At 35.6% G+C, this 15378-nt stretch carries 13 protein-coding genes; 4 read left to right on the top strand and 9 right to left on the bottom strand.

The genetic code is table 11. The features are described 5' to 3' along the window. Positions 1 to 4 precede the first annotated feature (4 nt). On the bottom strand, positions 5 to 715 hold the full coding sequence (locus tag OZP10_RS19390; RefSeq protein WP_281632333.1) for an ABC transporter ATP-binding protein: 711 nt from the start codon (positions 713 to 715) through the stop codon (positions 5 to 7). Positions 716 to 1001: 286 nt separating this feature from the next. On the opposite strand from OZP10_RS19390, the gene OZP10_RS19395 reads away from it, so the two are divergent. Together OZP10_RS19395 and OZP10_RS19400 are read left to right on the top strand one after the other, a co-directional pair. Next, on the top strand, positions 1002 to 2351 hold the full coding sequence (locus OZP10_RS19395) for a sigma-54-dependent transcriptional regulator (RefSeq protein ID WP_281632334.1): 1350 nt from the start codon (positions 1002 to 1004) through the stop codon (positions 2349 to 2351). Positions 2352 to 2353: 2 nt separating this feature from the next. Beyond that, positions 2354 to 3688: a sensor histidine kinase gene (locus OZP10_RS19400; RefSeq protein WP_281632335.1), complete on the top strand. Its 1335-nt coding sequence runs from the start codon at positions 2354 to 2356 to the stop codon at positions 3686 to 3688. A 268-nt stretch (positions 3689 to 3956) separates the two neighbouring features. Here the strand turns inward: OZP10_RS19400 and OZP10_RS19405 are convergent, their stop codons facing one another. Then, complete coding sequence (locus OZP10_RS19405) at positions 3957 to 4844, bottom strand: DMT family transporter (protein WP_281632336.1); 888 nt, start codon at positions 4842 to 4844, stop codon at positions 3957 to 3959. Between the two features lies 1 nt (position 4845). Further along, positions 4846 to 5367 carry a GNAT family N-acetyltransferase gene (locus OZP10_RS19410; RefSeq protein WP_281632337.1) on the bottom strand — a complete coding sequence of 174 codons (522 nt, stop codon included), beginning with the start codon at positions 5365 to 5367 and terminating at the stop codon, positions 4846 to 4848. A gap of 63 nt (positions 5368 to 5430) precedes the next feature. Between OZP10_RS19410 and OZP10_RS19415 the strand changes: the two genes are divergently transcribed. Further along, positions 5431 to 6294, top strand: coding sequence for a LysR family transcriptional regulator (locus tag OZP10_RS19415; protein ID WP_278021883.1), 864 nt, complete (start codon positions 5431 to 5433; stop codon positions 6292 to 6294). A 4-nt stretch (positions 6295 to 6298) separates the two neighbouring features. Here the strand turns inward: OZP10_RS19415 and OZP10_RS19420 are convergent, their stop codons facing one another. Next, entirely contained in the window at positions 6299 to 6685 is a 387-nt protein-coding gene (locus OZP10_RS19420; RefSeq protein WP_349293744.1) for a GNAT family N-acetyltransferase, read from the bottom strand. Between the two features lie 258 nt (positions 6686 to 6943). Here OZP10_RS19420 and OZP10_RS19425 point away from each other — a divergent pair, with 258 nt between their 5' ends. Further along, positions 6944 to 7918 carry an integrase core domain-containing protein gene (locus tag OZP10_RS19425; protein ID WP_281632338.1) on the top strand — a complete coding sequence of 325 codons (975 nt, stop codon included), beginning with the start codon at positions 6944 to 6946 and terminating at the stop codon, positions 7916 to 7918. 264 nt (positions 7919 to 8182) lie between these two features. Here the strand turns inward: OZP10_RS19425 and OZP10_RS19430 are convergent, their stop codons facing one another. From OZP10_RS19430 to OZP10_RS19450, 5 genes are all read right to left on the bottom strand, one after another. Beyond that, complete coding sequence (locus tag OZP10_RS19430) at positions 8183 to 8509, bottom strand: DMT family transporter (protein ID WP_026728926.1); 327 nt, start codon at positions 8507 to 8509, stop codon at positions 8183 to 8185. Positions 8510 to 8582: 73 nt separating this feature from the next. Continuing rightward, complete coding sequence (locus tag OZP10_RS19435; protein WP_177209820.1) at positions 8583 to 9143, bottom strand: Crp/Fnr family transcriptional regulator; 561 nt, start codon at positions 9141 to 9143, stop codon at positions 8583 to 8585. 410 nt (positions 9144 to 9553) lie between these two features. Next, positions 9554 to 11044 carry a TolC family protein gene (locus OZP10_RS19440; protein ID WP_281632339.1) on the bottom strand — a complete coding sequence of 497 codons (1491 nt, stop codon included), beginning with the start codon at positions 11042 to 11044 and terminating at the stop codon, positions 9554 to 9556. 3 nt (positions 11045 to 11047) lie between these two features. Further along, on the bottom strand, positions 11048 to 14164 hold the full coding sequence (locus OZP10_RS19445; protein ID WP_281632340.1) for an efflux RND transporter permease subunit: 3117 nt from the start codon (positions 14162 to 14164) through the stop codon (positions 11048 to 11050). A 50-nt stretch (positions 14165 to 14214) separates the two neighbouring features. Continuing rightward, positions 14215 to 15309, bottom strand: coding sequence for an efflux RND transporter periplasmic adaptor subunit (locus tag OZP10_RS19450; RefSeq protein ID WP_281632341.1), 1095 nt, complete (start codon positions 15307 to 15309; stop codon positions 14215 to 14217). Positions 15310 to 15378 lie beyond the last annotated feature (69 nt).

Raw genomic sequence — 15378 nt, forward strand, 5'->3', positions numbered from 1 at the left:
GACTTTAGCAGTTAGAATTAACTAAAACATCAACATTTCTATGATTTACTTTTTCAGAAAGGATTTCGCCATCTTTCATTAAAATTGTTCTTTGCGAGAAAGAAGCATCGTAATCTGAGTGTGTTACCATTAAGATTGTCGATCCGCTGGCATGAAGATCGGTCAACAATTCCATTACTTCATTTCCGTTTCTGCTGTCTAGATTTCCTGTTGGCTCATCGGCCAAAATAATTTTAGGATCATTGATTAAAGCTCTTGCTACGGCTACACGCTGCTGTTGTCCGCCTGAAAGCTGTTGCGGAAAATGCTTCAATCGGTGTGCGATTCCCAAAATTTTTGCCATTTCGTTTACTCGCGATTTTCTTTCGGCAGAAGGAACATTGTTATAAATTAAAGGCAGTTCGATGTTATCAAAAACCGATAATTCGTCAATTAAATTGAAGTTCTGGAAGATGAATCCGATGTTTTCTTTTCTAGCTTGCGATTTTTGCTTTTCCTTCAAACCCACCATTTCCTGATCCAAAAGCTGGTAACTTCCGCTTGAAGCGCTGTCTAGAAGTCCAATGATGTTCAATAAAGTCGATTTTCCGCTTCCAGACGGTCCCATAATAGAGACAAAATCGCCTTGATTAATGGTCAGTGAAATTTCACTTAATGCTTTGGTTTCTAATTCCTCAGTTCTAAATACTTTTGAAAGTTTTGTAATGGTAATCATAATTTGACTGTTTTAATTTTTGATTGATTTTCTTTTAAAATTTTTATGCCCTTTGGAAATGACAGAAACAAGTCTGAAAATTAAGATAAATTATTTTTAATTTATCGCTATTTATTTTGTTATTTGTACTTCCGAAAGAGGTTAATTATTAATGATTTACAAGTTCTAATGTGATTTTCGTGCCAGTAAATTAAACCTTGTAAATACCTTGTTTTTAAGGGATTATTTTTCTGAATAAATTTAAACTGTCCATAAGTGGACACCTTTCGTCCAAAACTGAACAATAATGAAAAAGACCAACGCATCTATTTTAATCATCGATGATCAGGAAGACATTCTTTTTGCATCAAAAGTCTATCTGAAAAAGTATTTTGAAAACATTTATACGCTCAATAATCCAAAAAACATTGTCGAATTATTGGCAAAAAATGCCATTGATGTTGTATTGTTAGACATGAATTATAGATTAGGTTTTGAAGATGGAAGAGAAGGTTTGTATTTATTGAAAGAAATAAAAACGCTTTCGCCTAAAACGGTGGTAATTCTAATGACCGCTTTCGGGAAAGTAGAAACAGCTGTTGAAGGCTTAAAATCGGGTGCTTTTGATTATATTCTGAAACCTTGGGAAAATAAAAAGCTTTTAGAATCGGTAAAACAAGCAGTTGATAAAGCCCGAAAAGAACAGAAAAAGACTAAAGACGTTGAGATAAAAGAGGAATTTTTTGTTGGTAGTTCTGAGATTATAAAAAAGGCTTATTCTTTGGCAGATAAAGTTGCAAAAACTGATGCTAACGTTTTGATTTTGGGCGAAAACGGAACTGGGAAATTTGTTCTCGCGCATCATATTCATACACAATCCGAAAGAAAAAATCAGCCGTTTATTGCAGTTGATTTGGGTTCTTTGAATTCAAATATTTTCGAAAGTGAATTGTTTGGTTATGCCAAAGGCGCTTTTACCGACGCCAAAACCGATACAGCGGGACGTTTTGAAATGGCACAAAACGGAACCATTTTTTTGGATGAAATAGGAAATGTACCGCTTTATTTACAATCAAAACTATTGCAAGTTATTCAAACTAAAACGGTGACAAGATTAGGAGAAACTAAAGCAAGACCTTTAAACGTTAGAATTATTACAGCAACAAATTTGAACTTAAAACTAGAAGTTGCTGACAAAAACTTCCGTGAAGACTTGTATTATCGTATTAATACGATGGAAATTATTTTGCCACCGTTGAGAGAACGTCACGAAGATAAGATTCCGCTTGCCGAATATCTTTTGGATAAAATGATTGAGAAATATGGTCGTGACGAAATTACTTTTGATAAAAAAGTCTTAGAACAGATTGAAAAACATGCTTGGAACGGAAATATCCGTGAAATGGAGAATAAGATTGAACGTGCTGTTATTCTTTGCGAAAACAACACCATAACGGTGTCTGATCTGGATTTACAAACGATTACGCCTTATGAAGAAAACTCAGATGATATTCAGCTTTCTTCGGTTGAAAAAGCAACGGTTGAAAAAGCACTGCTTAAAAACAACAATAATATTAGTAAAACTGCCGAAGAATTGGGACTTTCAAGAGGCGCGCTGTACAGACGTTTGGAGAAATTTAATATCAATATCGACTAATTATGCTAAGGACTTTACAAACTTATAAACTCCTTTTTCTGCGATTAATTTTTATCGTGATCGGAATCGAATTGTCGCTGTATTTCTTTAGAATTGGCTTGCTTTTTACGGGAGTTTTTGGTCTCTGCATGGTTTTTCTGCTAGGAAGGGAAATGTATTTTTATGTTAGAAATATGGTTCTGATTTATAATAAAACCATTTCTTCGATATTGCAGGATGATTTTAGTTCCGATTTCTCAAAACATAAATTCAATAGTACGTATAACGAACTTTTTACCTTGTATGAAACTTTAAAAAGTAAACAAAACGAGCAAGTTACAAGAGATATTATTTACCGTTCGATTTTAAATAATATAGAATCGGGTGTAATTATTTTGCAGAAACAAGAAAGCGATTGGAGTATTTTTTTGATGAACGATTATTTTTCGAGTCACTTTAATGTTCCGAAAGTTTCAAAATGGAAATATCTTAAAAATCAGTTGCCATCTTTGTGTGAAATTATCGAAGAAGATGATTTTCATGAAATTAAAACTTCAATCGAACTTAGTATAAACGAACAAAGTAAACAGACGTTTGTTTTGCAGGCTTCACGAACCGAAATTTTCGGTCAGGATTATTTTATTGTTCTATTAGATTCCATTCAGAATGTAGTAGAAAAGAAAGAAAAAGATGCATGGATTAATTTGATGAAAGTGATTTCGCATGAATTGCTAAATTCTATAACACCAATTCGTTCGATTTGCCAAAATCTGGAAGATTTAGTAGAACAAGATTCACTTTCGACAGAAGACTTAGAAGATATCAAACATAGCGTTCATACAATGCTGAGACGAAGTGATCATTTGCAAAAATTTGTAGAAGGTTACAGAAAATTGGCAATGCTTCCTTCGCCTAAAAAAGAAAAAGTATCATTGCAGCAAGTAGTTGAAAATTGTATTCAGATTATGAATCCGTTGTTTAGGAAAAATAGTATTGAAGTTACCAATTCCGTTACTCAAAATTATCTAATAAATATAGATTCGCAGCAGATAGAACAAGTAGTGATTAATTTATTGACAAATTCGATTAACGCTTTAGAAAACAGTAGTCTGAAACAAATTTCGATTTCGGCGGAGGCCAAAAACAATCGCATTTTTATAAAAGTTTCGGACTCCGGAAAAGGAATCGAAAAAGAAATTGAGGACAAAATATTCCTTCCGTTTTTCACCACCCGAACAGAAGGAGCGGGAATTGGACTTACTTTATCTAAAAATATTATTGAAGCACACGGGGGTTATATTTCGCATAAAACCGAAAATGGAAAAACGATTTTCGAGATTTCTTTGATTGAGGATTGATAGATATACTCTAAAGTTAGTTTGCGCATTTTTGTCATTTCGACGAAGGAGACCCGAGCGATAGCGAACAGGCGAAGCAAATCTTCGTTAGAAGCTCGACAAAGATTGGAATTTCGGTACGGAGTTACTTATGGAGATTTGCTTCGCCTGTTCGCTATCGCTCGGGTCTCCTTCGTCGAAATGACAATGATTGTGGTTACTTTGTGTAATGTTCATAGAGATTTAGAAACTCTAGTAAGCTATGTTTGTGTTAAAACTAATAAGAGTATTAGTCTTTTCTAATAAACAGTTTTAATCTTTCGCTTTTAAAATTGACTTCAGAAATAATGGTAGCAGAAAAAATCAAAGTTCCGCCTAAAAGTAAACGCCATGATAAGTTTTCTCCCAAAATAAAAAAAGCTCCAATTGCGCCAAAAACAGGCTCAAACAAATAAATAACCGCTACACGTTCTGCCGATAAATAGCGTTGTGAAATGTTTGAAACCGTATACATAAAAGCGGTAGAAAACAAAGCGCAATAAATTACGCCCATCCAAAACGTATTATTTTGAGGCAACCATTCTGATGTAATGTCTGTTATCGCTATAAAAAAAGTGAAAAGCGCACAAAACGCAAACATTGGCACAATAGAATACAAAAGGTTTTTGGTGGCCGAATGTTTTTCAACAGCTATTAAATAAACTGCAAAAGCAAAGGCTCCCGCAATGGTAAATAAATCCCCGAAGTTTATGGTAAATTTATCTTGAATGGCAATAATAAATAATCCAGTTAAAGCCGTCAAAGCGGCAATCCAGATTTTTAGTGAAGCGTTGGTTTTATAAATTGCTAGTTTTAATAGCGGAATAATAATAACTGTTAATCCCGCAATAAAAGAGCATTGAGAAGCATCTGTATATTTAAGCCCAACAGTTTGGAGCTGAATGCCTAAAAACATGGGTACAGCAAGCAAAAAGCCTGTTTTAATAGCTTCTCGATTAATATCTTTGACATATTTCCAAAAAATAATACTCAATACCACAACAGCCAGCAGGAAACGATAAAATAAAAATACGTTTAGCGAATAATGACCAATTGCCATTTTGGTAACGGAATAGGATACTCCCCAAAATGCAGTGCCAAGAATTAATAAAAACAATAAGAGCTGTCTTCTTTCCATTTTAAATCAATACTTTTTTCATCATTAAATCGGTTTGCTCGTCGTTGCCTAATCTAAAAATATGGGTGTCAAATTGTACGAAACCATTTTTAGTGTAGAAACTTACTGCTCTAAAATTCTTTTCCCAAACGCCAAGCCACATGTACGTAGCTTTTATTTCTTGGGCAATTTCTTCTGCTTGAGCGTATAGTGCCTGCGCGACTTTTTTGCCATGAAATTCCTTTGCCACATAAATACGTTCTATTTCTAAGGCATTTAAATCTTCTTTTTCGGTTTGTGCATCAGCTGTATTCAATTTTAAGTAACCAATTATTTTTTCATCTAAAACGGCTAAATAGAAATACGATGAAGAATTGCTCAATTCGGTCGTAAGTTTTGCTGTAGCGAAGCTTTCGTCCAGATATTTTTTCATGTTTTCTTCGCTGTTTACATCGGCAAAAGTTTCAGAAAAAGTTTGTCTTCCAATTGATTGCAATTTTAAAGCGTCTTCAGTTGTGGCTTTGGTTATTTTTAGCGTATTCATTTTTTATTTCTCTAATGCATTAAATGCTGTTTTTTGTTTTTGATAAATGCGTAAATTGCATCAATGGATTTACAGCAGATTAAATATTTTTTGGCTCTTTCGCGAGAACTTCATTTCTGGAACACCGCCGGAAAGATGAATATCACACAATCAGCACTTAGCCGTCAGATTCAGTCTCTTGAGAATCAGCTTGGCGTGCAGCTGTTTGAGCGTAATAAACGCAATGTAAAACTTACTGCTGCTGGCCAATTCTTAAAAGAAAAATGGGAGGTTGAATTGAGTAAATTGGAATTCATTCATCAATCTGCCCGCCAGATTCAGCTAGGCGAGAGCGGTACGATTACCATTTCTCATCCCGATTCTATTTCGGCTTCTCTTATGCCCGAAATTTTGTCGCGTATTTCAGAAGCTTTCCCAAAACTAAAAATCAAACTGGTTCAAGTGCTGTACGAGAATCAGCAGGATTTTCTGCGAAATTATAAAATAGATCTGGCGATTACCAGAGATATTAATAATTCAAAAGATATTCAATCTCAAAAAATATATACCGATCACTTAGCAGTTGTTGTTCCAGAAGATCATCCATATCAAACGCCAGAGGATTTTACTAAAGAAACCCTTGCTTCTCAAAAGTTTATTTTGCCAACCAATGACGAAGGCAGCAGTTATAGCGATCTTATTCAGAGATTATTCAATTCTTTGGATAACGCGCCAGAAGCTTATCTTCAGTCTGAATTTGGTTCTTCTATAATCGCTTTGGTTCGAAAAGGACTCGGAATCGCGATTTTACCCGATTCGTATGTCTTTCATGAAATTCCAGGAATCCGATTTATCAAATTACCGCTAGAAACCGATCTTTATGTCAATTGGAGAACCGAAGATCATAATCCTGTGTTGGCCAATGTTTTGAAATTGATTATTCCGTAAATCGTTAAGCTCTAAGCATTCCGATATGCGGAATTCCGTCTTCATCATAGACTTCTCCTTGTTCTACAAATCCCAAAGACTGATAGAATTTGGATAAATGGTATTGCGCACTAATTCGGATCGGACCTTTTCCGAATTTATCTTCACAGCCTGCAATCGAAGCTTCCATTAGTTTTACTCCTAAACCTAATCCGCGATGCGATTTTGCAATTACAACTCTTCCAATTGAAACTTCATCATACGATACTCCTTTTGGAAGTAAGCGCGTTACACCTGCCAATTCGTTATCGACATAATACAATAAATGAAAACCTTTCTGGTCTTTATTGTCTAAATCGAGATAAGGACAATTTTGTTCGACTACAAAAACATCGCTTCTTAACCGAAGCATATGTACATTTCGTGATTGGTTAATTCGTCAAAAGATTTAATGGAATGGCTGAATGTCATTTTTTATTTTAGGCTTTAATTTTTGACAAAGTTAAAGTAGAGAATAATGATTAAAAATGCTATTTTTTTATCATGTGATGCTGGAATTGCATTAGTGTATGAAGTCGAAAACTTTGACAAAGTTCAAGCAACAGTTTGTCATTCCTGTAAATGTTAGATAATTCGGTAACAAAATTTAACTTTAATAAATTTTGTTACGATGAGAAATAATAGTCAGGATTCGACATTAGAGCGGAACTATTTAGAGAAATATCGTTTTCTAATAAAAGAATATGAACAGGTAAAAAGCAAAACTCATCCGCTTTATAAAAAAGCAATGGATTTTTATACAGCCAATGACACCTGCAGAAAAAGTTTTTTAAAGTATTACAATCGCTATAAGCAGAGCGGAAAGCCAATAGATTTACTGCCCCAAAAGCGGGGTTCAAGATATAAAACCAGACGCCCTTTGCCTTTTATAGAACAAAAAGTAATCGAATTAAGAGAAAAAGGAAACAGCAGATATGAAATTGTTAGTATATTGAGTCCCAAATTAGGAAAGCATACGCCTTCCTATTCAGGAGTTTATAATATTTTAAAACGTCATAAAATAAACAGATTAACTCCGAAGATTAAAAAGAATCATCAGAAAATAATCAAGGAAAGAATGGGACAGCTGGGTCATATTGATTGCCATTATTTAAGCAAAAGCATAATTCGCGGAGAAAACAAAAAGCTTTATTTAGTCTGTGTAATTGATGATTACAGCCGGATTGCCTGGGCAGAATTAGTTTCAGATATTACCAGTTTAACCGTAATGTTTGCTTCATTAAAATGTTTAAATATCTTAAGCAGCCATTATGAAATAAAATTTGAAGAGATATTATCTGATAATGGAGCTGAATTTGGACCTAAAACAAGCAAGGTAAAAAACAATCATCCTTTTGAAAGAATGCTAATGGAATTAGGCATAGTGCACAGATATACAAAGCCATATAGACCACAGACAAATGGTAAAGTCGAAAGGTTTTGGAGAACTCTGGAAGAGGATTTATTGAGAGACACAGATTTTGATTCTCAAGAAGAACTAAAAGAGGAATTGCTCCAATATTTATATTATTACAATCATGAAAGACCACATCAGGGAATTGATGGAAAAAAGCCAATCGAAATGATAAATCCGTTACCGAAATAAGTAACTTTTACAATTCCGACGAAGGAGGAATCTCCGTAAGTAGCTCCGTTCAGAATAGTTGCCAATCTTTGTAGAGTTTCTTGTGGAGATTCCTCCTTCGTCGGAATGACAAGATTACGTGAAAATTCTATGTGTTAGAAACTAGTTTCTTTCAATTGCCTTTTTTGAGAAAGGGAAATCTATGTTTCTATGTGTTTAAAAACAAAAAAACTTTGTCAAAGTTCGAAACTTTGACAAAGTTGAGTATAATCGTAAAATATATTTTTAGTGAGAAACTGCCTTTAAACCAACAATAGAACCAACTAAAGTAGCCAAGAAAAACAATCTCCAGAAAGCTGCAGGTTCTTTAAAAACAAAGATACCCACTAGAACCGTTCCAACAGCTCCAATTCCTGTCCAAACAGCGTAAGCGGTTCCCAGCGGAAGGGTTTCTGTAGCTTTCATTAATAACAGCATACTTACAGTTAATGAAATAAAGAAACCAATATACCAATAGTACATTTCAGTTCCAGTAGTTGCTTTTGCTTTTCCAAGGCATGATGCGAAGGCTACTTCAAATAGACCCGCGATGATTAAAATAATCCAGTTCATATAGTTAAAATTTTGTGATGCAAAGTTCTTTTATGGAAATCAGAAAAAAATTAACAAATGATAAAAAATGAAGTTATTTTATTTCTGCACGTATTCTGCTTAAACTGACTTGTGTAATTCCTAAATAGGAAGCAATATGTCCTAGTTGAACTCTTTGCAAGAGTTCGGGATGATCTTTCATTAATTCCAAATATCGTTCAGACGCATTTTTGAACTGTTTAGAAATCAAACGTTCTTCTGTTTTTATCAATTCCTTTTCTGCAAATTTTCGTCCCCAATTGGCTATATGAACATCTTCATTAAAGAGTTTTCTTAGATTTTCCGTTTTGAGTTCGTACAATTCACAGTCTTCCAAAAGTTCGATGGTTTCATAACCAGGCTGATCTTCCACATAACTTTTCATCGAAATAATGGTTTCGCCTTCTTTTCCAAACCAAAACGTAACTTCATTATCTCTTTCTACATAAGCTCTTACCAATCCTTTCTTTATAAAATAAATATTAGATTCTACTTTATTGGCTTTTAGCAAAATATGCCCTTTAGCAAAAGCAATTTCAGTGACATTGTTTTGCAAAGCAAGCTTAGATTGCTCAGGAAGTTCGTGTATGTAATCGAGAATTTTGGAAATATCCATTTTTTGTTTTTTGGAATAAAGATAATAGTTGTTAAATGTAACCGAAAAATTTCGATAAAAAAACAATAGCTTTCCTGTTGAAGGGCATAAAAATTAACGCAAAGTTCGCAAAGACATTTTTATTTTGAGACTAATCCTAATCGATATTTTAAGTTCGCAAAGCTATGTCTGCACAAGGCTTTGCGAACTTTTTCATTATAATGATTCTACAAAAACTTTGCGCACTTCGCGTAAAATCTTTTGCGGACTTTGCGGTAAAATATATGGCTTTTATCTATGTGTTAAAAATAATTTATTCCTACGGGGCATGTTTTAATAAAAAAATCCCGTTTCAAAATAGAAACGGGACTTAAAAACAACCTCTGCGATGAGCTATTATAAACAGAAGCCATTTTTGACCAACATATAAACTAATTTATTCCTCCGCCTAAAGCTTTGTAAAGCAATACTTGTGAGTTTGCATTTCGAAGCTGGATATCAACAAAATCCAATTCGGCCTGCAATTTATTTTTTTGCGCATTGATGATTTCCAAATAATTGGCATAACCGCTCAAATACAAGTCGTTTGAGACATTTACGGCAATTTCTAGGTGATCAATTTCATTTAATTTATATTTTAAAACATCTTCGTAAGCTTCATTTCGGTGTAGTAAAGCACTTAATTCGTTGAACGCTGTCGTCACTGCATTTTGATAGTGAAGGAATGAGATTTCCTGCCTTCTGTTCGAAACATAAAATTCCTGTTTAATTTGTCCTTTATTGAAAACAGGAGCAGTTAATCCGCCCAATAATTGCCAAGCAAAAGAACCTGCATCAAAAAGAGTGTTGAATGAGAATGAGTTGAAACCTGCATAACCGCCCAGATTTACCGTTGGGAAAAAGGCAGCGCGAGCCGATTTTGCATCAGCATTGCTGGCAAGTAATTCAAAGTAAGCTTCAGACACATCTGGTCTTTTATGAATGATAGAATCTACGCTTATTCTTTGGTTTAAAACTTCTAAATGTCCAGCCAAAAAGTCGCTGCTTCGGTCAATTTTTCCGCCATATTCCCCCAAAAGAGTCAATAAAGCTTTCTCTGTCTGATCAATGCTTAAATGCAGTTCTGAAGCTTCTGCATGAATGTTATTATTTTGCGCATTAAATTGCTGTACAGCCAATTCTGTAGCTTTTCCGACAGATCTTTGAGCCGATACAATATCAAGAGCCCTTTCCTGTGTTTTTAAGTTGTTATCGTAAATCGACTTTTGTTTGTCTAATGCAATAAGCTTGAAATACAAGTCGGCAACATCGCTTAAAAGACGTGTTTGCAACAATCGCATTCCTTGCTGAGAAGCAAAAAATCGCTGTTGTGCTGCTTTTTTACGATTGCTCAGTTTTCCCCAGATATCAGCTTCCCACGAAACTTTTGCTCCCAGAAAAAAGTTAGGAGTAACATCTTCGTTGATTCTCTGTTTGTCTGTAATATTCTGAGAAAAGTTAGTATCAAAGTTACCAACTCCATCAATCGTATATTTTCCGTAATGCGTTCCAGAAGCATCAGCCACAAAATCTAAAGAGGGAAGAAGCGCCAGTTTTGCCACTTTTAAATGCGAATTAGCAATCAGGATTCTTTCCTGCATGATTAAATAATCTGGATTCTTAGCAATGGCTTTCTTTAATAAAGCTTCTAATTTTGGATCTTTAAAAAAGGTTTCTGTTTTTAATGGAATAAAAGTCTCGTTTGATGCTTCTTTTCTTTGTGCATCAAAATTTTCTGGAAGCTTTGCCGCGTCTAGTTTAGTACTGACTTTTGGTGCAGAACAAGCGGTCAAAAGTAGAATTCCGGTTATTACAACGGCACTTTTGGTTGTCCTTAAAAACTGCACATCAGCATTTTTATATTGATTTAATATCTCTTTCATTGTTTAATTTTTATTCATTCGTTTTTCCAATTTTGCAAACAGTATGTAAAGTCCAGGAATGATTAAAAGACCAAACACAGTTCCGATTAACATTCCTCCCGCAGCTGCTGTACCGATGGAACGGTTACCAATTGCACCCGCACCAGAAGCGATACACAACGGAATTAATCCTGAAATGAAAGCAAAAGAGGTCATCAAAATAGGACGGAAACGAAGTCTTGCTCCTTCAATTGCGGCTTCGACAATATCTCGTCCGAGCTTATTTTGTGCCATCGCAAACTCTACAATCAGAATGGCGTTCTTGGCGAGAAGACCTATCAGCATGACGAGTGCAACTTGAGCATAGATGTTATTATCCAGTCCCACCATTACAAGTGCGATGTAAGAACCGAAAACTCCTACGGGAAGACTTAATAATACTGGGAACGGAAGCAATAAACTTTCGTATTGTGCAGCCAATAATAAGTATACAAAAAGTATACAAAGTGCAAAAATGTAGATCGTTTGGTTTCCTGATAAAATCTCTTCACGTGTCATACCAGACCATTCCAACTCGAAACGGCTTGGGAGTTTTTCGGCAGCAATTTTTTCAACAGCGGCAATGGCGTCTCCAGAGCTGTAACCTTCGGCAGGTTCACCGTTAATCATAGCCGACATGTACATATTATAACGTGTCAGAACTTCTGGTCCATAAACTCTTTCTAATTTGATGAAAGTAGAAAACGGAACCATTTCGCCTGCTTCATTCTTCAAATACATATCCAAAATACTTTCTGGATTTTGACGGAATTGTGGACTTGCCTGAACCATAACTTTATACATTTGAGAAAAACGGATAAAATTGGTGGCATAAAATGAACCCAACATGGTTTGCAAAGTCGACATGGCATTGTCTACCGAAATTCCTTTTTTGGCTGCCAAATCGTAATCAATATGAATTAAATACTGAGGGAAAGTGGCATCAAAACTCGAGAAAGAGTTCTGAATTTCTGGCGAAGCATTTAGTTCTTTGATGAATTCTTTGGTTACTTTATCGGTATTGGTAATACTTCCGCCAGATTTATCCAGCAAACGAAGCTCAAAACCACTCGTGTTACCAAAACCAGGAACAGTTGGCGGTGCAAAAATCTCGATTTGCGCGTCGGTAATGTTTTTGGTTTTTTCTGTAAGTTCCGCCATAAATTCAGTTACCGAAATATCGCGCTCGCTCCAATCTTTTAAGTTGATCATTCCCATTCCATACGAAGCACCTGCAATTTCAGTAACGATACTGTATCCAGCAAGAGTCGTTACGTTGTCTACACCTTTAATTCCTTGAGCAATTTTAGTTACTTCGTCCAAAGCTTTTTCAGTACGTTCTACTGTTGCTCCTTGTGGTGTTGTAACACTTACGTAAACCATTCCCTGATCTTCAGTTGGAATAAATCCTGACGCTAAAAACTTCGTTGTTCCCCATGTTAATATGCAGAACAATACCAATAATCCAATAGTTACAGTGCTGCGATCAGCAAATTTTACTAATACTTTGATGTATTTTGAAGTAATATTATCAAACCAATGGTTGAATCTATGGAAGAAACGGTCTAAAAGCGATTTTTTCTCTTTGTTAGGATCGTGCGCTTTTAGCATAATAGCACAAAGGGCAGGAGTAAGGGTAAGCGCGTTAATACCAGAAATTACGATACTTATCGCCATTGTCAATGAGAACTGCCTGTAGAAAACTCCAACAGGACCACTCAAGAATGCAACGGGAATAAATACGGCAGCCATTACAATCGTAATTGCAATAACGGCACCTGTAATTTCTTTCATGGCGCTAATGGTAGCTTCCATTGGCGACATATGCTCTTCGGAGATTTTTACGTGAACAGCCTCGACGACGACAATCGCATTATCGACCACAATTCCGATAGAAAGTACTAAAGCGAAAAGCGTTAATAAGTTGATCGAGAATCCCATCATCGACATAAAAGTAAACGAACCAATAAGCGCGACAGGAACTGCCAATACTGGAATTAAAGTCGATCTCCAATCTTGAAGGAAAAGGAAAACGACGAACGCTACTAAAAGAAAGGCTTCAACCAAAGTTCTTAATACTTCGTGAATCGAAGCGTCAAGGAAACGAGAAACGTCGTAAGCAATGTTGAATTCCATTCCAGGAGGAAAAGAAGAACCTTTCAGTTCGGCCATTTTTTCTTTTACACTTGCAATTACCTCAGAAGCGTTAGAACCTGGACGTTGTTTTAGCATGATTGATGCCGAAGGTTTTCCATCGGTTTTAGAAACCATTCCGTAACTCATCGCACCAAATTCAATTTTCGAAATGTCTTTCAATCTTAAGATAGTTCCGTCAGTATTAGCTCTCAACGGAATTTCTTCGTATTGTTTTGGTTCAAAGAACTTTCCTCCGTATTTAATTACATACTGCAGCTGATTGTTCATTTGCCCTGAACCTTCACCCACTTTACCAGGCGCGGCAGAAATGTTTTGTTTTTGAAGTGAAGCAATAACTTCATTTGCCGAAATATTATACGAAAGCATCTTTTCTGGATCTAACCAGACACGCATCGAATATTCTTTCTGACCCATGATTTCGGCACGTCCAACACCATCAATACGCTTTAATTCCTGAAGAATATTAATATCGGTAAAGTTGAAGATAAACTGCTCGTCTTGAGTTTTGTCGGTACTTGTAATGTTTAAGTACATCAACATACTGTTTACCTCTTTTTCGGTTGTAACTCCGGCGCGGATAACCTCTTCTGGAAGTTCGTCCAAAATCGTGGTAACCCTATTCTGCACGTTTACGGCAGCCAGATCGGGATCGGTTCCTACTTCAAAGAAAACCTGAATTAAGGTTAAACCATCGTTGGAAGTTACGGTTGACATATACGTCATTCCAGGCACACCATTGATGGCTCTTTCTAACGGAAGGGCGACAGCATTGGCCGAAACCTCTGCGTTTGCTCCTGTATATTTTGCTGTAACGGTTACAGACGGTGGTACAATGTCCGGGAATTGGGTAATAGGAAGCTGAAACAAAGCCAGCAATCCCAGAAGGACTATCATAACCGAGATGATTAATGACAATATTTTCCTCCTGATAAATAACTCTATCATTTTAAATGTTTTAGATAAATAATTAAATAACTGTTTTACAGATCGATAATCTACATTTGTTTAATGTTGATTTTATCGCCGTCTCTTAATGATTGTGTGCCTTCTTGTACAATTAGGTCATCGCTTTTTAGACCATCATTTAAGATATACACATCATCTAGAGTCGTTTCAATTGTAACATTCGTCATTTTAACTACTCCATCTTTGTTCACGCGGAAAACGTATTGTTTGTCTTGAATAGAAAAAACAGCTTTCTGCGGAATTAAAATTGCATTGGTTTTTGGCTCCGAAATTATTAGTTTACCAGAAGTTCCGTGCTTGATAAACCCTTGCGGATTGTGAAATTTTGCTTTGTATTGAATAGAACCAGTTTCTCTGTCGATCTCTCCGTCAGCGGTTCTTAATTCTCCTTTTTGTCCGTAAACCATTCCGTTTGGCAATACCAATTTGATATCGCCTTGTGTGTTTAAGGTTTTGTCTTCCATCATTTGGAAATACGTATTCTCTGGAATTGAGAAATAGGCATAGACATCGTCCAATTGAGAAACAGTTGTCAGTAACGAACCGTTTTCTACCAAGCTTCCTTCTTTGAACGGAATACGGTCAATTGTTCCGTCAAATGGCGCGCGGATTGTGGTAAAGCTAATCTGTTGGTTGATTGCTTTTCTTTCTGCAGCTGCGTGCGCTAATTTCGCGGAAGCGGCATCATTTTTTGCTTTCGATAATTCTAATTCTTTATCTGCAATTACTTTTTTATTGAAAAGGGTTTGCGCCTGTTCTAGTTCTACAGTTGCAATTCGTAAATCGGCTTTTGCACTTTTGTAAACGGCTTCGGCTTTTAGCAATTGAATCTGAAGTTCAACATCACTTATTTTAAAAAGGATTTGCCCTTTTTTTACTTTTTGTCCTTCGCTAACGTAAACTTTGTCTAACAGACCTGGAATACGAACGTGAATTTCTACATTGTTTTTAGCATGTACATCGGCAACAAATTTGCTCGAAACTATGGTGTCTTTTAGAGTTACCTTATAAACGGGAACCGTTTTTATGTTGTTTGAATCTTTTTTTGCTTTATCACCGCACGAGACTAAAACGAATAAAGCCAAGGTGCATAAAAGAAATGGATTTTTATAAATGCTCATCATTAGGTTTAAATTTTTGAATAAATAGATGTGCTCCCTTGATATTAAAATATCGGGAGTCTGAATTTGGAT

Source organism: Flavobacterium luteolum, assembly GCF_027111275.1.
Taxonomy (GTDB): Bacteria; Bacteroidota; Bacteroidia; order Flavobacteriales; family Flavobacteriaceae; genus Flavobacterium; species Flavobacterium luteolum.